17 protein-coding genes and 1 tRNA gene are annotated in these 18,984 nt (G+C 64.9%); 7 read left to right on the top strand and 11 right to left on the bottom strand.

Translation table 11 applies throughout. The features are described 5' to 3' along the window. Window positions 1-42: 42 nt before the first annotated feature. Window positions 43-678 (top strand): GntR family transcriptional regulator, encoded by a 636-nt coding sequence (locus ACRARG_RS06180; RefSeq protein ID WP_432689116.1) that lies wholly within the window; start codon window positions 43-45, stop codon window positions 676-678. Here the strand turns inward: ACRARG_RS06180 and ACRARG_RS06175 are convergent. Together ACRARG_RS06175 and carA are read right to left on the bottom strand one after the other, a co-directional pair. Next, window positions 612-2,639 (bottom strand): glycosyltransferase, encoded by a 2,028-nt coding sequence (locus ACRARG_RS06175; protein WP_432689115.1) that lies wholly within the window; start codon window positions 2,637-2,639, stop codon window positions 612-614. The two genes, ACRARG_RS06180 and ACRARG_RS06175, sit on opposite strands and share 67 nt — an antisense overlap. A gap of 176 nt (window positions 2,640-2,815) precedes the next feature. Then, on the bottom strand, window positions 2,816-3,973 hold the full coding sequence (carA, locus tag ACRARG_RS06170; protein ID WP_432689114.1) for a glutamine-hydrolyzing carbamoyl-phosphate synthase small subunit: 1,158 nt from the start codon (window positions 3,971-3,973) through the stop codon (window positions 2,816-2,818). 179 nt (window positions 3,974-4,152) lie between these two features. On the opposite strand from carA, the gene ACRARG_RS06165 reads away from it, so the two are divergent. Next, window positions 4,153-4,611 (top strand): GatB/YqeY domain-containing protein, encoded by a 459-nt coding sequence (locus ACRARG_RS06165; protein WP_432689113.1) that lies wholly within the window; start codon window positions 4,153-4,155, stop codon window positions 4,609-4,611. Window positions 4,612-4,669: 58 nt separating this feature from the next. Here the strand turns inward: ACRARG_RS06165 and ACRARG_RS06160 are convergent, their stop codons facing one another. The 4 genes from ACRARG_RS06160 to truA form a co-directional block, all read right to left on the bottom strand. Continuing rightward, a complete protein-coding gene (locus ACRARG_RS06160) occupies window positions 4,670-5,905 on the bottom strand; it encodes an MFS transporter (protein ID WP_432689112.1) in 1,236 nt (411 codons plus the stop codon). A 57-nt stretch (window positions 5,906-5,962) separates the two neighbouring features. Beyond that, a complete protein-coding gene (locus tag ACRARG_RS06155; RefSeq protein ID WP_432689111.1) occupies window positions 5,963-7,246 on the bottom strand; it encodes a cobyrinic acid a,c-diamide synthase CobB in 1,284 nt (427 codons plus the stop codon). Next, window positions 7,243-8,103, bottom strand: coding sequence for a uroporphyrinogen-III C-methyltransferase (cobA, locus tag ACRARG_RS06150; protein ID WP_432689110.1), 861 nt, complete (start codon window positions 8,101-8,103; stop codon window positions 7,243-7,245). The genes ACRARG_RS06155 and cobA overlap by 4 nt, the downstream gene beginning before the upstream one ends. A gap of 247 nt (window positions 8,104-8,350) precedes the next feature. Next, window positions 8,351-9,130 carry a tRNA pseudouridine(38-40) synthase TruA gene (gene truA, locus ACRARG_RS06145; RefSeq protein WP_432689109.1) on the bottom strand — a complete coding sequence of 260 codons (780 nt, stop codon included), beginning with the start codon at window positions 9,128-9,130 and terminating at the stop codon, window positions 8,351-8,353. 279 nt (window positions 9,131-9,409) lie between these two features. Between truA and ACRARG_RS06140 the strand changes: the two genes are divergently transcribed. Genes ACRARG_RS06140 through ACRARG_RS06125 form a run of 4 tightly spaced genes read left to right on the top strand, consistent with a single transcriptional unit; the run spans window position 9,410 to window position 12,546 of the window. Continuing rightward, on the top strand, window positions 9,410-10,837 hold the full coding sequence (locus ACRARG_RS06140; protein ID WP_432689108.1) for a YcjX family GTP-binding protein: 1,428 nt from the start codon (window positions 9,410-9,412) through the stop codon (window positions 10,835-10,837). Then, entirely contained in the window at window positions 10,834-11,295 is a 462-nt protein-coding gene (locus ACRARG_RS06135; protein ID WP_432689107.1) for a GNAT family N-acetyltransferase, read from the top strand. The genes ACRARG_RS06140 and ACRARG_RS06135 overlap by 4 nt, the downstream gene beginning before the upstream one ends. Next, window positions 11,288-12,310 (top strand): YcjF family protein, encoded by a 1,023-nt coding sequence (locus tag ACRARG_RS06130; RefSeq protein WP_432689106.1) that lies wholly within the window; start codon window positions 11,288-11,290, stop codon window positions 12,308-12,310. The genes ACRARG_RS06135 and ACRARG_RS06130 overlap by 8 nt, the downstream gene beginning before the upstream one ends. Before the next feature lie 53 nt (window positions 12,311-12,363). After that, on the top strand, window positions 12,364-12,546 hold the full coding sequence (locus tag ACRARG_RS06125; RefSeq protein ID WP_432689105.1) for a DUF3008 family protein: 183 nt from the start codon (window positions 12,364-12,366) through the stop codon (window positions 12,544-12,546). On the opposite strand, the gene ACRARG_RS06120 is transcribed toward ACRARG_RS06125, so the two are convergent. Both ACRARG_RS06120 and ctaD read right to left on the bottom strand, forming a co-directional pair. Further along, window positions 12,543-13,022, bottom strand: a complete 480-nt coding sequence (locus tag ACRARG_RS06120; protein ID WP_432689104.1) for a DUF2244 domain-containing protein — start codon at window positions 13,020-13,022, stop codon at window positions 12,543-12,545. The genes ACRARG_RS06125 and ACRARG_RS06120 overlap by 4 nt on opposite strands. Window positions 13,023-13,110: 88 nt before the next feature. Next, window positions 13,111-14,781 (bottom strand): cytochrome c oxidase subunit I, encoded by a 1,671-nt coding sequence (ctaD, locus tag ACRARG_RS06115; protein ID WP_432689103.1) that lies wholly within the window; start codon window positions 14,779-14,781, stop codon window positions 13,111-13,113. Window positions 14,782-15,117: 336 nt separating this feature from the next. Here ctaD and ACRARG_RS06110 point away from each other — a divergent pair. Then, window positions 15,118-15,192, top strand: a tRNA-Phe gene (locus ACRARG_RS06110). A gap of 90 nt (window positions 15,193-15,282) precedes the next feature. Here the strand turns inward: ACRARG_RS06110 and ACRARG_RS06105 are convergent. The 3 genes from ACRARG_RS06105 to ACRARG_RS06095 all read right to left on the bottom strand — a co-directional run bounded on the left by ACRARG_RS06105 (window position 15,283) and on the right by ACRARG_RS06095 (window position 18,941). Then, window positions 15,283-16,332 carry a tyrosine-type recombinase/integrase gene (locus ACRARG_RS06105; protein ID WP_432689102.1) on the bottom strand — a complete coding sequence of 350 codons (1,050 nt, stop codon included), beginning with the start codon at window positions 16,330-16,332 and terminating at the stop codon, window positions 15,283-15,285. 350 nt (window positions 16,333-16,682) lie between these two features. Continuing rightward, window positions 16,683-18,557 carry a phage major capsid protein gene (locus ACRARG_RS06100; protein WP_432689101.1) on the bottom strand — a complete coding sequence of 625 codons (1,875 nt, stop codon included), beginning with the start codon at window positions 18,555-18,557 and terminating at the stop codon, window positions 16,683-16,685. A gap of 3 nt (window positions 18,558-18,560) precedes the next feature. After that, entirely contained in the window at window positions 18,561-18,941 is a 381-nt protein-coding gene (locus ACRARG_RS06095; RefSeq protein ID WP_432689100.1) for a hypothetical protein, read from the bottom strand. Window positions 18,942-18,984 lie beyond the last annotated feature (43 nt).

The raw sequence follows: 18,984 nt of genomic DNA, 5'->3' as shown, positions 1-18,984 counted from the left end.
GCTGCGGTCTAACCTCTGTCGACCGTAACGGAGAGAGTGCCGGTGCAGAAAGACGCCTATTCCCTTATTCTGGAAGCAATCGATCACGGGACCTATCGGCCCGGCGACCGTCTGGTGGAGAGCGAACTGGCGGACCGGTTCGGCGTCTCGCGGACACCGATCCGCGAGGCATTGCAGCGGCTTGAGACGCAGTCGCTGCTGGCGCGTGACGGGCGATCCCTGATTGTGGCGTCGCTCGATCATAATCAGCTGGCAGAGCTCTATCCCGTGCGGGCGGAGCTGGAGGCGCTGGCGGCAAAGCTGGCGGCACGGCATGCCTCTGTCGAGGAGATGCGGGTGCTGCGCGACATGGTAGAGGCGGATCGTGGGCTGCTGGGCGACCCGAGTGCACTGTCCCGCGCGAACCGGCGGTTTCACAAGCAGATACACCTGGCCTCTCACAACAGGTTTCTGGTGCAGCAGCTGGACCTCGTCCATCGTTCGATGGCGCTGATGGCGCAGACCTCGCTTGCCGCCACGGGACGCGGTGAGCGGGCGCTGGCCGAACATGAGGCGATCGTGCAGGCGATCGAGGCCCGCGATGAAGAGGCCGCGGCGCAGGCGCTGCGCGATCACATATCCAAGGCTTTCGTGACCCGGCTGAAACTGGATTCCGGCGGGACGGCGTCCATCGGGTGAGAGAGCGTGCCATAGCCGCGCGCCTTGAGCGAATGGCCGTGGCTGGTCTTGTCCCAGAAGAACGGATCAAAGATCAGTTCGTAGAGCGCCTTCCACATGGCGAAGCATCCCAGTGGCCAGTAGACGTGCAGTGAAGGCACCCAGAGCCACAGATGACGATGGCTCGGCCGGCGCGTGGCGATGACGCCCAGGATCATCGACAGAAGTTCGACCGAGATCATCATCAGGATCATGAAGCCAAGGACAGGGTCCGGGACTACGTTGTTAAACGGATGCGACATGCCGAAGGCGATTGGCCAGAAGGTCCAGAGCATTGGCGCAAAGGCAAATTGCGACAGGGCCGTGACAAAATGGGCCTGAAATCCCAGAAATTGCCAGGGGCCGAGGTCGCGCAGCAGCTGAACCGGCTGGCGCATATGCACGAGGTAGGTGACCAGATATCCCTTGAGCCAGCGGGATCTCTGTTTGATCCAGGGGTAGGGGCGATTGTTGGCCTCTTCGCCTGTGGTGGTGTCGAGAACGAGGGTCCGGTAGCCGGCCCGGGCTAGCCGGAACCCCAGATCGGCATCTTCGGTCACATTATGGGCGTCCCAGCCGCCCAGTTCCTCCAGCCGGTCGCGGCGCATGAAGAGGGTGGTGCCGCCCAGTGGCAGGGCAAAGCCCAGCTTCGCCATGCCGGGCAGGAGAAGACGGAACCAGGTGTTGTATTCGATAGCAAAGCAGCGCGACATCCAGTTGTCCCGCGCATTGTAGTAATCGAGCGCCCCCTGAACGCAGGCCACATCTTCGTCGGCGCGGTCAAAGCAGTCCGCCACCCTGAGCAGCTGATCGGGGTCGGGCGCATCCTCGGCATCATAGACACCGACGATATCGCCGGTGCAGAAATCCAGCGCATAGTTCATCGCACGCGGTTTTGTGCGTGGCGTGCCGTCCGGGACAATGACCACCCGCATCCATGCCGGCAGATCCGTGCGCCGGACGACGCGCCGGGTGACGCTGTCGCTTTCCTCCAGCACCAGAATGACCTCAAGCCTGGAGGGCGGGTAGATCAGACGGCTCAGCCGCTTGATCAGAACCTCCGCGATCTCTGTCTCTCGGTAGAGCGGCACGAGGATCGAAAACCGGGGGAGCCGGTCTGACTTGATCTTGGCCGGATCGAACTGGTCCTGTTCGGGGCGCAGAAGATGGGCAGCAGCCGCGGAAATTTTCAGCGTGCCGGCAATGGCGAGCGTCATGCAGGCCCAGATGACCAGAACCGCTTGGACCTGGAGCGGGGCCAGCGCGGTGATACAGCCCAGGCAGGCCGTCAGCGCCGAGAGTTTCAGCAAACGTTTGCGGTGATCGGAATTCCATGTCCGAAAGGACAGATGCGGGGCAACCCGGTTGAGCATGCGTTCGCTCAGCCCGGAGCGGAACTGGCGCGCGACATAGTCCTGAATCTGTTCGCGCGGGGCAATGACGGCCGTGACCTTGCCGATATCACCCGGTTCGGACCGGTCGAGTTCGGCCCGCACTGCATCCAGTGCCTCGGGTCGTGAGGTCGCCACCCAGAGCACGCGGCCAAAACGTCGCCAGGGCACACATTCGTGGCGAAGGCAGAAGGCCGGGTCCAGCAGGTCCGACAGGGCAGGGTCGGGCGGCAGCAGGTGGAGCGGCACGCTTTGAAAGGCCGTGGTGCGGGCGAGGTCGCGCAGAAACTTGGTTTCCGAGATCTCTCCGTTTGCATGTTTCTCGCGCAGGCGGTCGGGCGGTTCGTCCGGGCCGGCCAACCGGGGTTTCAGCGATGACAGCGTCGCCAGGGACCGGAGCCGCAGCGATGGCGGCAGCGTCTGAGGGTTGGCAACACCGCTCCGGGCGGGCTCTGCCGCATCGGGACCGGGCATTGGCAAGGGGGGCACGGCCGGCTGATGCACCGGCCCGGCCGTGCCGGTGGCCTGCCCGTCAGTCTGCTGCCGCGCCATTCCGTCCTCCGCAACCCGTTCACGGAGAGCTTTGCCAAAGACAGTTAAGAAAGACTGAACAAGAAGTTAATGCGCGGTCCCGCGCGGCGCCACAGGGGCGGTCATGCCACAGCTTCTGGTCCGGACCATAAGTGCCGGGCCATGACCCTACATCCGGCCGAAGTGGCGGGGCGATTTCAGGCGCGCGCGTCCATCGAGCCGACGAAGCGTTCGAACAGGTAGAAACTGTCCTGCGGGCCGGGGCTCGCCTCCGGGTGATACTGCACGGAAAACACCGGGCGGTCGGTCATCCGGATGCCGCAGTTCGACCCGTCGAAAAGCGAGACATGGGTTTCCTTGACGCCCTGGGGCAGGGTCTGGCTGTCCACGGCGAATCCATGGTTCATCGAGGTGATCTCGACCTTGCCGGTCTCCATGTCCTTCACGGGATGGTTGGCGCCGTGGTGGCCGTGGTTCATCTTGACCGTGCTGGCGCCAAGCGCCAGCGCCAGCATCTGGTGGCCCAGACAGATGCCGAAAATCGGCAGGTCCGTCTTGTCCATCACCTCGCGGATCATGGGCACGGCATAGGCACCGGTGGCCTCCGGATCGCCGGGGCCGTTGGACAAGAAGATACCGTCGGGATTGTGGGCCAGCACCTCCTCCGCCGTGGCGGTGGCCGGCAGGACGGTCACATCGCAGCCGGCGGTCGACAGGCAGCGCAGGATGTTGCGCTTGGCACCGTAATCCAGCGCCACCACCTTGTGGCGCGGCGCGGTCTGAGTGCCGAAGCCCTCGGGCCAGGCCCATTTGGTTTCGTTCCAGCGGTAGGACTGGGCACAGGTCACATCCTTGGCCAGGTCCATCCCGACAAGGCCCCTGAAGCCGCGCGCCTGGGCGACCAGCGCCTCGATGTCGAAATTGCCGTCGGGATCGTGGGCGAGGGCGGCATGCGGCGCGCCCTGGGCCCGGATGGCGCGGGTCAGGCGGCGGGTGTCAATGTCGCCGATGGCGATGCGCCCGCGGGAGGCCAGCCATTGCGATAGCTCGCCCGTGGCGCGCCAGTTCGACGGCTCTGTCGGGTTCCAGCGCACGACCATGCCGTTGGCGACCGGATCGGCGGTTTCGTCATCTTCCGGGGTGACGCCGACATTGCCGATATGGGGGAAGGTGAAGGTCACGATCTGGCCCGCGTAGGACGGGTCCGTCATGATCTCCTGATAGCCGGTCATCGCCGTGTTGAAGCAGAGTTCCGCCACGGTAACGCCAGTGGCGCCGAAGCCGCGCCCCATGAAGATCGTTCCATTGGCAAGGGCGAGGCAGGCGGTCGGTTTCGGCTGATAAGTATGCGGCATCTCCGCCCCCTGCTGATGGCAAATTGGCGGTTAAATAGGAGTGTGAGCGGAGAGGGTCAAGGGGCTTCTGGGGCTGTCTTCGCATCATGTTCCGTGGCGTCTGCTGCAGTGCAGCGGTGGTTGTGCACATGTCGCCGGTGGTCTAGTCTGAGGGACTTGATGATCCAGGGGATGGGACCATGACACTTCGCGAGAAAGTGACCGCCGCGATGAAGCAGGCGATGAAGGACCGCGATTCAGCGCGGCTGAGCACGCTGCGCCTGATCAATGCAGCCATTAAGGACCGTGACATTGCCGCCCGCGGCGAGGGCCGCGAGGATGGTGTGGACGAGTCGGAGGTTCTGGCGATCCTCGGCAAGATGGTCAAACAGCGCCAGGAAAGCGCACGAGTCTATGAAGAGGGCGGCCGGCTCGATCTGGCTGAACAGGAGCGCGGCGAAATCGTCTATATCGAGGAATTCCTGCCGCGCCAGCTGAACGAGGAAGAGGTCGCCTCGGCCGTGGATGCCGCGGTGGCAGAGGTCGGGGCCGGCTCTATCCGTGACATGGGCAAGGTGATGGGCGCTCTCAAGGCCAAGTATACCGGCCAGATGGATTTTGCCGCAGCCGGGCCGCTGGTCAAGGCGCGGCTGAGCTAACAGCAAAAGCGCTGCCATGTCTGCAATTTCAAAGGCCGGTGTCCTGCACCGGCCTTTTTTATATCACGCGCCGGCTGTCCGGGGTCCGGGGCCGCAGGGCCAGCCAGATCAGCGCGCCGCCCGCCAGCACCAGGAACGGCGCCATGGCGAGGTTCACCGCCGTCCAGCCGGTCTGGGCGTCGCCGCCCGAACAGTTCATCAGCCCGCCCGAGGCCAGCGAGGCCATGGTCACGCCGCCAAAGACGATCAGGTCGTTCAGCCCTTGCATCCGGCCACGTTCCTCCGGCCTGTGGGCGCCCGCGAGCATGGTGGTGGCGCCGATGAAACCGAAGTTCCAGCCGATCCCCAGCAGCACCAGCGCGACGAAGAAATTCTCCAGCTGCACGCCCTGAATCGCGACGGCCCCTGCGCCGGCCAGAATCACCAGCCCTGCGCCGAGAATTTTTTCGACCCCGAAACGCGCGATCAGGTGGCCGGTGAAGAAACTTGGCACATACATGGCCAGCACGTGGGAGGTTACGATATCGGCGGCATGGGATTTCTCATAACCGCAGCCGACCACGGCCAGCGGAGTCGAGGTCATCACGAGGTTCATCAGCGCATAGCTCACCATGGCACAGATCACCGCGACGGCGATACGCGGCGTGGTCAACAGTTCCGCGCGAGACCGACCGCGCGGCGCGTCCTTTGCCGGGACCGGCGGGCGTGGAATGTCGAGCAGCGTGAAGAGAAGGGAGCCCAGCACATTCACTGCGATTACGGCGATATAGGTGCCGAGGAAGGGGATCACCATCGCATCGGCCGTCACCTTGACCAGCTGCGGCCCGATGATGGCAGAGGCCAGCCCGCCTGCCATGACATAGGAAATCGCCTTTGGTCGATAGGCATCGGAGGCGGTATCGGCGGCGGCAAAGCGGTAAAAGCCATGCGCCGACATGTAGAGCCCGGTAAAGAGCGAGCCCAGCAGGAACAGCGCAAAGGATTGGTGGTAGAGTCCGATTGCCCCCACGATGCCGCCGATCGTGCCGCCGGTCGCCCCCAGGAAGAACCCGGCGCGGCGGCCGTATTTCTGCATGATGGCCGAGAGCGGCGTGGCCGAGAGCATCGACCCCAGCACAATGAGCGAGATCGGCAGGGTGGCGAAACAGGGGTTCGGCGCCAGCGACTGCCCGGCGAGGCCTCCGATCGTGAAGATCATCGGCATCTGCGCGCCCAGGATTGCCTGGGCCAACACCAGAACGGTCACATTGCGACGGGCCCGGCTGTCGTCGGGGATATATTCAGCACTGCTCATATGTCTCGCCTAGTCGGGCCCTTGGGCTGGCGCAAGGGGCGCTGATGTGCGATCCGGTCAGGCCCGGTCGATGATATGTGCAAAAGAGCCCGCGACGCGCCCCTCGATCAGCCCCATCGGCGGCAGGGCATGGCCCTCGGCATCCTCGGCGTCGAACAGATGCGCGCCGCTCGTGTAGAGCGTGGTGGCATAATGGAATTCATGCGCCTTGTGGGTGCCGGGGAAGGGGCCGTGGTCCGCGGTGACGGTGCGGTAGCCCAGATGCAGCTGGCGCTTCTTGAACGATGTGGCGAGCGGCAGCAGCCCGGCCATGCGGTGCGGCACGCCCTCGGCATCGGTCAGGCTGGCACCCAGCACCATGTAGCCGCCGCATTCGCCATAGATGCCGCGCGTCTCCGCATGGCGCTGCAGGCTTTTGAGGAAGGTCGCAGCATTGGCGATGCGGCCGGCATGCAGCTCCGGATAGCCGCCGGGTAGAAAGACGAAATCCGTCTGCGGCACCGGATCGTCGTTCAGCGGGGAGAAGGTCGAAAGCTCCGCCCCCTGCGCATGCCAGTCCTCCAGCATATGAGGGTAGGCAAAGGCAAAGGCCTCGTCATAGGCCACGGCGATCCGCTGGGCGGGCGGGGCGATCCGCGGCGCCTGCGGCGCGGGCAGCAGCCGCGTGGCGAGGTCTAGGATATCGGACAGCGGCGGATTGGGCCGGTCGGGCACGCCCGCCGCCAAAATGGCCGCGGCATGGTCGAGATAGTCATCGAGCGCCCCCGTCTCTGCCGCCTGCACCAGTCCCAGATGGCGGGAGGGCAGGGCAAGATCGGCGCGGCGCGGCATGGCCGCCAGCACGGGCAGGCCGGTCGGCGCCAGCGCCCGGGTCAGCATGTCGTAATGCCGGGCGCTGCCGACATTGTTCAGAATGACGCCGGCGACCTTTACCTCCGGGTCGTGATGCGCAAAGCCCGCGACCAGTGGTGCGACGGACTGCGCCATCTTCCCCGCATCCACAACCAGCACGACGGGCAGGCCCAACAGCCGCGCCAGATCGGCCACGGCCCCCTTGCCATCGGGCGGGGCGCCATCGAACAGCCCCATGGCGCCTTCGATAATCAGCGGCAGGTCCCCGGCGGCCAGCGCGCGCAGCCGGGCGGGCGACATGGCCCAGGCGTCGAGGTTGACGCAGGGCTGGCCGCAGGCGGCCTCGTGAAAGCGCGGATCGATATAGTCGGGCCCCGATTTCGCCGCCCTGATGCCGATGCCCGCCCGGGCAAGGGCACGCAGCAGCGCGAGCGTGACGGTCGTCTTGCCGCTGCCCGAGGCGGGCGCGGCCAGGATCAGCCCCTTCACGAGACTTCGGCCGGCCGGCCCCGGTTCAGCGGGTCGAGGTTGCGCGGTGCCTCACCGGCCATCAGACCCTGCCAGTCTAGCACCTGCCGCATCAGGACCGAGCGCCCGATGCAAAGGATGGCGGGCGGCTCCAGCTCTGCCGCGGCAATGTCGGCCACCATGCGGCCAAGCGTCGTCTCCAGTACCTTCTGGTCGCGGGTGGTCGCGGCGCAGACCACGGCGGCGGGCTCATCGGCAGGCCGCCCGGCCTCCAGCAGCGCCGTGGCGATCTGGTCCACATGTTTCATGCCCATGTAGATCACCAGAACCTGCGCGCCCTCGGCGATCGCTTTCCAGTTCAGCGATTGCGGCGTGGCGCCGGACTGGTCATGGCCGGTGACAAAGGTCACGGACTGGTTCACGTCGCGATGGGTGACGGGAATCCCGGCATAGGCCAGCCCGCCGATGCCCGCGCTGATGCCCGGGATGATCCGCACCGGCACACCGCGCTGGATCAGCGTCTGCGCCTCTTCGCCGCCCCGACCAAAGACAAAAGGATCGCCGCCCTTCAGACGCAGGACCCGCTTGCCCGCCTTGGCCAGATCGACCAGCCGGAGCGAGATGTCGCGCTGCTTGGCCGAAGGTTTGCCGCCCCGCTTGCCGGCATAGATGCGCTCCGCCTGCGGCGCCCAGTCAAGGATCGCCTCCTCCACCAGCGCATCGTAGACCACAGTATCGGCCTGACGCAGCGCGTTCACCGCATGCAGGGTCAGCAGCCCCGGATCACCCGGACCGGCACCGCAGAGCCAGACCCAGCCGGGCTGCAGCTCGGGCCAGGCCCCCATGGGCCCCGCGGGAAGAGAAAGGGATTCGCTCATGTCTCCTATATGGCGGGTCCCGACAGGTCTGAAAAGATTGCGACCACAGAGAGAGCTACCCCCTGGTCTTTTTCTTGCCGGAAATATCCCGGGGGTGACCGGCAAATGCACCGCATTTGCCGGTAGGGGGCAGCGCCCCCTTTCCACCTCCGTTATTTGTACTTCAACTGGGATAGAGTGCCGAGGTCTCAAGAGGCCGTTACGTTTCGCGCCGGGGGGCACGGCAAATAACGGTCAGACCGGGTCCCTAAAGCCCGTCCTGCCCGAAGGGCGCATCTGGATACAGCACGCCAACAAGATAGAGCCCCTGCGGCGGACAGACCGGCCCGCAGGCGGCCCGCGCGCGCGCCTCCAGCGCGTCCCTTACCCGGTCGGGCGGCCATGCCCCCGAACCCACCCGCTCCAGTGTTCCGACAATCGAACGCACCTGATTATGCAGGAATGACCGCGCGCGCAAATGAAAGCGGATCTCGCTGCCGGACGGGGTTTCGACCTCTTCGATCCGGATCTCGTCCAGCGTCTTGACCGGCGATTTTGACTGGCACATCACCGACCGGAAGGTGGTGAAATCGTGCCGGCCGACAAGATGCGCTGCACCCTGCCGCATCAGATCGGGATCGAGCTGATGCGGAACCTGCCAGACCAGACCGGCATCATGGGTGGCCGGCGCGCGGCGCATGAGCAGCCGGAAAAGATAGCGGCGCTCTTCTGCGGAAAAGCGGGCATGCCAGTCGGTGCTCACCCGGGCGCAGGCCCGGATGGCAATAGGCGCAGGTTTAAGATGGTAGTTCAGCGCCTCTGACAGCCGGAACGGGTCCCAGTCTTTTGTGAGATCGCAATGGGCGACCTGTCCTGTGGCATGAACGCCTGCATCGGTGCGGCCCGCCGCCGCGATTGTATGCGGTCCGGGCTCAAGCTTGCCGAGAGCCGTTTCGATCGCGGCCTGAACGGAGGGGTGGCCGATCTGGCGCTGCCAGCCGGAAAAGGGGGCTCCGTGATATTCGACAAGAAGGGCGTAGCGGGGCATAGGGGCGGTCATATCTCCGGGCTGCGGGCGGGTCCAGTGGGGGAAAGGACGGCGCGCCGTCTATTGTTATGCCCTCGGTGAGACGGCCTGTCGGGGCCTCCGGTCCGCGCGCCGTGTCTGTGCCTCTGGCAGGGCGGGGAGTGTTGCCTCTCAGGGCGCAGTCGGGTCGCTGCCGCGCGCCCCGGCGATAGTCGGATCAAGATGAATCGGGGGCGGGGCTGGCGGGCGGCCGCGGGCGGGCCTATGTTTCAGACGGGGCAAGGGAAAGGTCCGGGCAGGGTGATTATCGGCACGATTGCGGACAGCATGGCACGGCAGGTGGAGGCCGTGGGCGACACGGTGTCGGAGGCGTTTTTCGAGCCGGTCATCCGGCTGGGCGTGACCGGGCTGGCGCGCGCGGGCAAGACCGTCTTCCTGACCTCGCTGGTGGCGAACCTGATGGACCGGGCGCGGATGCCGGGGCTGCTGGCGCAGTCGGAGGGGCGGATCCTCTCGGCCTATCTGCAGCCGCAGCCCGACGATACGGTGCCTCGGTTCGAGTTTGAATCCCATCTGGCGGCGCTGACCGGCGCGGAGCCACACTGGCCCGAAAGCACGCGGGCCATCAGTGAGCTGCGCCTGTCGCTCAGGGTCAAGCCGCATGGGCTGCTCTCGGCCTTTCAGGGGCCGCGTGTCGTGCATCTGGATATCGTCGATTATCCCGGGGAATGGCTGCTTGATCTGGGTCTGCTCGACCGCAGCTACCGCGAATGGTCGGAGGAGATGCTGGGCCGGATCGCGCTGCGACCGGCCGCCGGTGCATTCCTGTCCGCGGCGCGCGGGGCCTCCGGCAAGGACAGCTGGGAGGAGGCGGATGCCCATGCGCTGGCAGAGCTCTATACCCGCTATCTGGAGGCGGCGCGGGAGGAAGGCTATTCCGACCTGACGCCGGGACGGTTCCTGTTGCCCGGCGAAATGGCCGGCTCGCCTGTGCTGACATTCGCGCCGCTGCCGCCGGAGGATCAGCCGGCACGGCGTGGCCTCTGGCGGGAGATGGAGCGGCGGTTCGAGGCCTATAAGTCCCGCGTGGCCAAGCCGTTTTTCCGCGATCACTTCGCGCGGATCGACCGGCAGGTGGTGCTGGTCGATGCCTTGGGGGCCATTCACAAGGGCCCGGCGGCGGTGGAGGATCTGCGTCAGACGCTGGCCGATACGCTGGCGGCCTTCCGGCCCGGGCGGAATTCCTTTCTGTCGCGGCTGCTGATCGGCCAGCGGGTGGAGAAGATCCTGTTCGCCGCAACCAAGGCCGACCATCTGCATCATGTCCAGCACGGCGCCATGACCGCGATCATGGAGGCGCTGGTGCGGGAGGCCGTCGACCGGGCGGAATTCGCGGGGGCGGAGACGGGGGCGATGTCCATCGCCTCCCTCCGCGCGACGGTGGAGGAGACGCTGCAGCATCAGGGCGCGCCGCTGGACTGCGTGCGGGGGACCTTGCTGAATGCCGACGGGACGCGCGGGCGGATGGCGGCGATGTATCCGGGTGAGCTTCCTGCTGATCCTGCCCGGCTGCTCAACCCCGCGCGCGAGGGCCGGCGCGACTGGCTGGATGGCGAGTATGATCTGATGCGCTTTGCGCCCGCCGAGCTGCGGCTGAAGCCGGGCGAGGGGCCGCCGCATATCCGGCTGGACCGGGCAGCGCAGTTCCTGATCGGGGACAAGCTGTGAGCCTGGTTCTGCGGGATGCGGAGGTGCTGGATGCCGGCGGTCTGGGCGCGATCCTCGACCAGTCGATCCGTGACCATGCCTGGATGCCGGTGTTGCACAGCCTGGCGGAGGATATCTCCTTTGTCGGTGACATGATCGAGATGGGCTGGGTCCGGGTCGCGCTGGCGGCAGGCGACGGGCGGACGCTGCGCGGCTTCCTGGCGCGGGAGGGTGAGCTGGTCCATGCGCTTTACGTTGCGCGGGGCGCGCGCGGGCATGGCGTCGGGCGGCAGCTGATGGAGGATGCGATGGCGGCCTGCGAGCGGCTGGAGCTCTGGACCTTCGTGGCCAATATGGGTGCGCGGCGGTTCTATGCGCGGTTGGGCTTTGACGAGGTGGAATTCGGCGATGGCACCACCAATGACGAAGGTCTGCCGGATGTCCGGCTGGAATGGCACCGGGAGGGTCACAATGGCTGAAGAGGGCAAGAGACGCGGTCCGGTCCTGATCGAGCTGGAGGAGGCCGGGCCTTCGCCTGCGGAGGCGCCTCCGGTCCCTGACAGCGGGCCGGGGTTCGAGACGCCGAAGGGGCAGGCGATGCAGGTGGCGGCGACGCTGGCCGCACGTCGTCCGTCACGTCTGGCGCGCTGGTTCTGGCGGCTGCTGACAGCGTTGCTGGGCGTGGTCATCTCGGCGCTGGCCTGGCAATTCGTGACCTCGCTCATCGCCTCAACCCCCTGGCTGGGCTGGGCGGTGGCGGCGCTGATCGCGGCCTTTGTCGCAGTAGCGCTGGCCATCGTGGTCAAGGAGCTGGCGGCCTTTTCCCGGCTAGAGCGGATGGACCGGCTGCATCATCTGGCGGAGGAGGTGCTGGCTTCGGGTGAGCTGAAACAGGCGCGCGACTTTGCCGGGCGGCTGGAGGCGGTCTATCGCGGGCGGGAGGATCTGCGCTGGCAGCGGGCCCGGTTTGCCGAGCGCCGGGACGAGCAGTTCGATGCCGGTGCGCTGATGGCGCTGGCGGAGGCGGAGCTGGTGGCACCGCTCGACGCCGCTGCCCTGCGGGAAGTGGAGGCCGCCGCGCGGCAGGTGGCAACGGTGACGGCGCTGCTGCCGCTGGCCTTTGCCGATGTGGTGGCCGCGCTGACCTCCAACATCCGGATGATCCGGCGGATCGCGGAGGTTTATGGCGGGCGGTCCGGCACGCTGGGCTCGCTCCGGCTGCTGCGGGCGGTGATGACGCATCTGGTGGCGACGGGGGCGGTGGCCGTGGGCGATGACCTTGTCGGGTCGGTTCTGGGCGGGCACATGCTGGCACGGCTGTCGCGGCGCTTTGGCGAGGGCGTGGTAAACGGGGCGCTCACCGCGCGGGTCGGTGTCGCCGCGATGGAGGTCTGCCGTCCGATGCCCTTTGGCGAGGGGCGCAGGCCGCGGGTGACCTCCGTCCTGCGACGGGCGCTGACCGGGCTCTTCGGGGATGATACGCCGAAGGAATAGGGGGGAACCGGGCCGCAGCTCTTTGGGTTTGCCCTGAAACCGGAGGGTAGACCATGAAGGCACAGTCCAAGGCACAGCAGCGCGCCGCAGGAGCGGCGCTGTCGGCCAAGCGCGGCGAGACCAGGGTCAAGGACCTGCAGGGCGCGTCGCGCGAGATGTATGACGATATGACAGAGGCGGAGCTGGAGGAGATGGCCTCCACCGATCATGACGGTCTGCCGGAGCGGGCCGATTAAGCCTTGCGGAGCCTGGCGAACCGGTCGGCGAGATCACCATAGAGTTCGATCCGTTCCTCTTCGGCGAGGAAGGCGCCGATCTCCACCTCCCGGCCATTGCCATTGAGGGTGACGTAATGCGGCACGGGCCCCTCCGTCGCGTATTTCTGCACGCGGACCCAGTACGGATTGCAGGCCCAGTCCTGGGTCTTGCCGTCCGGCGTCTGACGGGTCAGCCGCGCCTCCGTCTCCCCGATCTCCAGGGTCTCCAGGATTTCGCCGTCGCGGTAGCTGCGCTGGAGCGCCCACCAGAGCGCGGCCAGCGCGATCATGGCGAAAGGCAGCAACCCCCAGAGCACCATGGTCCCCACCATCGCCGCCATCGGCACGGAGACCAGCGTGAAGAAGAGCAGGATCACCACGGCAAATCCCTGTTTCGGCAGGGACCTGTGCGGCCGCAGCTCCATCTTGTCGGGGGTGATCCAGCGATAGCTCATTGTCAGCGGAGGGGCAGTGTGAACGGGAAAGGGCCGGAGGTTTCCCTCCGGCCCCTTAGTCTTGTGTCAGGCCGGGATCAGGCCGCGCTTAATGCGCATGGCCCTTGTCCCAGTCTTCCTGCTTCGGCAGCTGCTCGAACGTATGTTCGGGCGGCGGGGAGGGCAGGGTCCATTCCAGCGTATCGGCATATTCGTTCCAGTAGTTGTTCTGGGTGACCTTGGCGCCGCGCATCAGCGAGTAGATCACGATCCCGAAGAACAGGAGGAACGAGGCGAAGGAGATGAACGCACCGATGGAGGAGACGAGGTTCCAGGTGGCAAAAGCCTCCGGGTAGTCGATGTAGCGGCGGGGCATGCCCTGACGGCCCAGGAAGTGCTGGGGGAAGAAGGTCAGGTTGGCACCGATGAACATCATCCAGAAGTGCAGCTTGCCGAGCGCCTCGGGATAAGCGCGGCCGGTCATCTTGCCGAAGTAGAAGTACATACCGGCGAAGATGGCAAAGACGGCGCCCAGCGACATCACGTAGTGGAAATGTGCCACCACATAGTAGGTGTCGTGATAGGCGCGGTCGACGGCAGCCTGGCTCAGCACCACGCCGGTCACGCCGCCCACGGTGAAGAGGAACAGGAAGCCAAAGGCCCAGAGCATCGGCGTCTTGAACTCGATAGAACCGCCCCACATCGTGGCGATCCAGCTGAACACCTTCACGCCCGTCGGTACGGCGATGACCATGGTCGCCAGCATGAAGTAGCTCTGCTGCGACAGGGACATGCCCACCGTGTACATGTGGTGCGCCCAGACGACAAAGCCCAGCACGCCGATCGCGATGATCGCCAGAACCATCGGCAGGTAGCCGAAGATGGGCTTGCGCGAGAAGGTCGCGATCACATGGGAGATGATGCCGAAGCCGGGCAGGATGATGATGTACACTTCCGGGTGGCCGAAGAACCACAGGATGTGCTGGTAGAGGATCGGGTCACCGCCCCCGGCCGGATCGAAGAAGGTCGTGCCGAAGTTGCGGTCGGTCAGCAGCATGGTGATGGCGCCGGCCAGAACGGGCAGGGACAGCAGGATCAGCCATGCAGTGACAAAGATCGACCAGGCGAAAAGTGGCACCTTGAAGAGCGTCATGCCCGGGGTGCGCATGTTCAGGAAGGTGGTGATCATGTTGATCGCGCCCAGGATCGAGGAGGCACCGGAGACGTGCACCGCGAAGATCGCGAGGTCCATGGAATAGCCGCCTTCGGACGTTGAGAGCGGCGGGTACAACACCCAGCCCACACCGGAGCCCATCTGACCATTGCCGCCTGGCGCCAGCAGCGAGGCGACGCCGAGCGCCACACCCGAGGCATACATCCAGAAGCTGAGGTTGTTCATCCGCGGGAAGGCCATGTCCGGAGCGCCGATCTGCAGCGGCATGAAATAGTTGCCGAACCCGCCGAAAAGCGCCGGAATCACAACGAAGAACATCATCAGGACGCCGTGATAGGTGATCATCACGTTCCAGAGGTGCCCGTTCGGCGTACATTCGGCGGAGGAGGGGAAGAAGCGCGCCCCCTCCATACACATGAACTGGACGCCGGGATGCATCAGTTCCATCCGCATATAAACGGTGAACGCGACCGAGATCAGCCCGACAAAAGCCGAGACGATCAGGTAGAGAATCCCGATATCCTTGTGGTTGGTCGACATGAACCAGCGCGTGAAGAACCCGCGATTGTCCTCATGCCCGTGGCCATGAACGGCTGCGTCCGCCATGTGTGCCTCCTGCTAGAGTGGGTGTGCGCCTGATCGTCTCCAGCGCCAAATTATGCGCTTTTTAGAATGATTGGCGGGGCCGGGCAATGGACGCTTTTGACGCAGATCAAATAAATTTGCGCCACAGGGGCTGAGCCCGACGCCATCCCGGCGCCGATAGGGGCCTGACGTGGGAGGAGGGGGGGGCAAATGTTTGAGTGGGACATGCATCTGTTTCGCCGTGTGCTCCGACGGGTGGAATGGGTTTGCAAATTCGTGAAAATCGGTCTGGACAAGCCTTCGCCTGCCGCATAGAACGCCGCAACCCGAGGTCGGCACATGTCGCACTTCACCCGTGCCCGGGTAGCTCAGGGGTAGAGCAGTGGATTGAAAATCCTCGTGTCGGTGGTTCGATTCCGCCCCCGGGCACCACTATAAATTATCTCTAGAGAAAATCAGATACTTAGGTCGCGATTCTGTCCCACTGGCGGAAATGTCGGGAAAAGGTGGGACACTTTTGTCTTAGCTTTGTTCTCCTGACAGGCGGCGAAGGGCGCTTTCGGCGCGGGTCTTTTGGCTCGCCGCTCTAGTGTAGCGCGTCACTTCTTTGCTGGTTCGATGGCCGGTGATCGCCATGATCTCCTGTTCGGTGCATCCCAACTCCGCCAGGCGCGCGGCGGCGGCCTTGCGTAGCCCGTGAACCGAACACTTTTTCAAGCCCGCCTCATCGCACCATTTTCGGAAACGATTGCCGAAGCCGTTTGAGGTGAATGGGCGGTTAAAGGCCGTGACCAGGAACGCAAGGTCACCGGTTTGTGTCTGGTCAATGATCCGCTGCAACTCAGGAATGATCGGAATTTCCATCTGAACGGGGTTGCGATTGCGCCCCTTGTGCTGGGTGAACACAAGCCATCCGTCCCTGACATGCTGGCGGCCGAAAAGAACCAGGTCCGAACGGCGCTGTCCGGTGTAGATCGCCAGGGCAAGGGCAAGCCGCGCCTGGGTCCCAACCGGATGGATTTCCTCGAACCGGGCGATTTCGTCCAGCGTCCAGGAATGGAAGCCGTCCGGGTTGCCCTTAAGGTATTCGACCTTTTCCGCCGGGTTGTCGTCGTGCAGATCATAGCGCAAGGCAAACCGGTAAAGCTGGCGCAGGGCCTTCACCATCCCGTTGGCGGCCTCGGGACGGTCCGACATTTCGTCCCGGCGGATACGGACATGCCTGGGCAACAGAAGCGCAAAAGGCTTGTCCCCGTCGCTCTTGTGCTGGCAAAACCTCTCAAGGATCGCGCGCCGGACCTTCTGGGTCCTGGGGTCCAATTCCTTAAACATCGCGCTCTTGTAATACTGGACGCATAGCCACCGAATGCTGCGCGGTACGACATGCCCAGGTCCTTGCTCTTTTTTGGGGGCCTCGAGGGCACCGGAGGCGGCCGCCTTGTAGTCCGCTAGGAACTCGGGCGACCCGGCCGGGCCGCGCAGCCTGATCTTGCGGCCATGTCGCCGGTAGTACAGGCGGACATTGCCGTGCCTTTCGGTGTCCTCCACCACATATTTCAATCTGAATTTCATGGTCTCCCCCCGCCCCTACTCATCCCAAGGATTGTGGTCCGCGTCTTTACCACCGGGTAAAGCATCAAATGCTCGATCCAAGGACCGGACGTCCCATACCCGACGTCCGTCAATCTTCTTAGGCTTTGGCATCCGCCCATCGGAGACCATTGCGTCGAATTTTGACGCACCAACGCCGATATACTCGGCCGCTTCAACTCTCGATAACCCACGCCGGGTCGGTAACGGCACAGCGTTGATGAAATGTTTGGAAGCGGCGTGCAGCATCGGGACCTCTGGTGCAGAATGTGAATAGTTTGCCCGCCCCAGGTCCGGCGTAGAAGGGGCGAGCGTTTGTCCGTAGGTGCCGATTAGACGGTCTGGGCGTCCTGGATCGCGGCGAAAGATTCCGCGTGGCGGGCGGCAATGTCCCATTCGGAATGCGCCACCAGGCGGACGTTGCCTTTTGCGGCTTCCGTCACATCGTCCACGATCAGGTCGATACCGCCCCACTGGCCGATCAGAAGGTCAGCCCAGGCCCCGAAGATCACGGCCGAAAGCTGGGTCCCGGTCCCCTTGGTGAGGTCGGACGGCACGTTGCCAGAGAACCGGGCCTTGTAACCGGCCAGGCGCAGGTCCTCGGTCGTGGCCGCGGCGTCCGGGTCCAGCATCATGGTATCAGTCCCCGAGATACGGGGCGTGGACATGAGGTGGCCTTTGACCTTGAGGTTGGACAGAAAGCCTAGGGACATGGGATCGACGTTGGCCGACTCCACGGTGCTGACCAGCTCCATGAGCTTGGCCCAGGTGACGAAATCGCCGTTCGTTCCCATCGCCACGTCACCGATACCGGCGATATTCAGAATGCCGGTGGGCTGGGGACCAACGCCGGTCCCGGCAATCGCTGCCTTGTCCAGGGCGACCGCGATCTGGGCGCGCAGGTCATTGGTGAGTATCTGGTCCACAGCGGGCAGGCTTTGCTTGAGCTGGCGGCGTGAAATCCGCGTATGCGCCGAAAGCTGATGCATGGTCAGCGTCACCGCGTCGAAAGCCGGGGCCGATTCGGTCGCCTCGCTGTTTTCCGCGATCCATTCGGCGGAACACCCGGCCGTCTGGCGCGGGATCGACACGTTTTCAACCAAGCCAGGCAGAACGGTCGCGCCCAGCTCCATGACCCGCACCTGCGGTTTCAGGACCTCGACAAAGGCGTCGTGCATCTGCTGGGTGCCGATCAGCGACGGCGCAGTCCCGGTTGTCACCAGGTTGCGTCCGGCCAAAGCGGCCGTGGGAACGTAGGTCCCCGAGGCGCTGCGGCCGATCTGCCCTTTCAGCTCCTGGGACACTTCCAGCTCGAAACCTGCCTGGGACCAGTCATTCGTGACCTGGGCGTGGGCGACACGGGACAGCGAATAGGACCGTTCGGCCGCTGCGATTACGGGCAGGCCCATGCGGCTGCGCGTAGCGCCTACTGTCGCGGTTTCATTGCCCATGCTGTCCAGAATAGATCGCTGGAAGGCGTCCACGGACAGTCCGTCTGCAATGGCGCTTTCCACGTCCTCGGCGGGCACGTTGAAGCTGCGACCCAGGGCAGAAATCTCCGACGCGCGGCGGCGTTCGGCATTGACGGAACCAGACGCCGGGGCGGCCTGGGGTTGCGTCGTGGTGGTGGGTGTCGTCATGTTTGAACCTTTCGGAAAATGAGGGATGGACGCGGAAGAACCGCCCGAGAGCGACCGGCCGACCCCGACCGTGGGGTCTGCCGGGACCGCGACGAGTGACACCTCGACCGCTTCCCATTGCGTGGCGCGCAACACCGGATAGCCCTTGTGTTCGCCCGCCGGTTTCAGCTCATGGACGGCGTAACCCACCGACACCGATTGCACTTCGCCCGCCTTGATGCGGGCAAGCATGGAGCTGCCTTCTGGTGTGTCTGACAGCCGCACAACCGCGCGGCCTCGGCGACCCTCGATCCGGGCGGAAACGACCGTCCCAACCATCGAGTCCACGTTGCGCCGATGATCCTTGAGGACCGGGGCCGATCCGCCGTTGAGCCGTGACAGGTCAACCTCGCTCGGATCATGCCCCAGAATCTCATAGGCCGGTCCCATCGGGCTATCCCGAAGGACTGGAATTTCGCTTGAGAAGGACAGGAGAATCGTACGTTCCCCATCCTCCATCTTCATCTCGGCCGCAACCTGCGGGCCGAAGGCAGGCTTTTTCAAATCCGCAAAACGCTCATGTTTCATGGATCAGGCATCCCTTTTCAGAGACGCTGCGCCCGCGTCGATATGGGCGGCCAGCTCGGCAATCGCGCCGGGGCAGAACCCGAAAAGCGGTGCGCCCTCTTGTTCGGCGGCGACCGTGAAACGCCCCAGGCAGGACTCGCTGTCACTAACCACACCCCGCGCCCCGCGACGGTCTAGGCGGTAAACCACCAGCGCCCCAGGGCCGCGCGTCAGGGCGGCGTCAATCTTGTCCGGCGCATCCCGCAACAGGTCCAAGGCGTCGTGCTTTTCGAGGCCAGCGCCATGAACCTCGCGCGTTAGAACTGCGAGGCAAGCGGCCACGACATGCGCGCGGCCAAGGGGGCCAGTAGCGATCGGGGTTGGGGTGGTGGTTTTGGTATCCATTTAACGGGTTCCTTTGGGGGTTCGTGATCGGCGGGGAAGGATG

Source organism: Pseudooceanicola profundi, from assembly GCF_050897955.1.
GTDB lineage: Bacteria > Pseudomonadota > Alphaproteobacteria > Rhodobacterales > Rhodobacteraceae > Pseudooceanicola.
Note: the sequence above shows the minus strand (reverse complement) of the source record. Positions and strands in the feature narration are given on the sequence as shown.

Coding starts and splice junctions, on each gene's coding strand:
- ctaD (WP_432689103.1), bottom strand. CDS start 14,781: ATGGCGGACGCAGCCGTTCATGGCCACGGGCATGAGGACAATCGCGGG.
- ACRARG_RS06125 (WP_432689105.1), top strand. CDS start 12,364: ATGAAGGCACAGTCCAAGGCACAGCAGCGCGCCGCAGGAGCGGCGCTG.
- ACRARG_RS06160 (WP_432689112.1), bottom strand. CDS start 5,905: ATGAGCAGTGCTGAATATATCCCCGACGACAGCCGGGCCCGTCGCAAT.
- ACRARG_RS06130 (WP_432689106.1), top strand. CDS start 11,288: ATGGCTGAAGAGGGCAAGAGACGCGGTCCGGTCCTGATCGAGCTGGAG.
- carA (WP_432689114.1), bottom strand. CDS start 3,973: ATGCCGCATACTTATCAGCCGAAACCGACCGCCTGCCTCGCCCTTGCC.
- ACRARG_RS06175 (WP_432689115.1), bottom strand. CDS start 2,639: ATGGCGCGGCAGCAGACTGACGGGCAGGCCACCGGCACGGCCGGGCCG.
- cobA (WP_432689110.1), bottom strand. CDS start 8,103: ATGAGCGAATCCCTTTCTCTTCCCGCGGGGCCCATGGGGGCCTGGCCC.
- ACRARG_RS06095 (WP_432689100.1), bottom strand. CDS start 18,941: ATGGATACCAAAACCACCACCCCAACCCCGATCGCTACTGGCCCCCTT.
- truA (WP_432689109.1), bottom strand. CDS start 9,130: ATGCCCCGCTACGCCCTTCTTGTCGAATATCACGGAGCCCCCTTTTCC.
- ACRARG_RS06100 (WP_432689101.1), bottom strand. CDS start 18,557: ATGAAACATGAGCGTTTTGCGGATTTGAAAAAGCCTGCCTTCGGCCCG.
- ACRARG_RS06105 (WP_432689102.1), bottom strand. CDS start 16,332: ATGAAATTCAGATTGAAATATGTGGTGGAGGACACCGAAAGGCACGGC.
- ACRARG_RS06165 (WP_432689113.1), top strand. CDS start 4,153: ATGACACTTCGCGAGAAAGTGACCGCCGCGATGAAGCAGGCGATGAAG.
- ACRARG_RS06120 (WP_432689104.1), bottom strand. CDS start 13,022: ATGAGCTATCGCTGGATCACCCCCGACAAGATGGAGCTGCGGCCGCAC.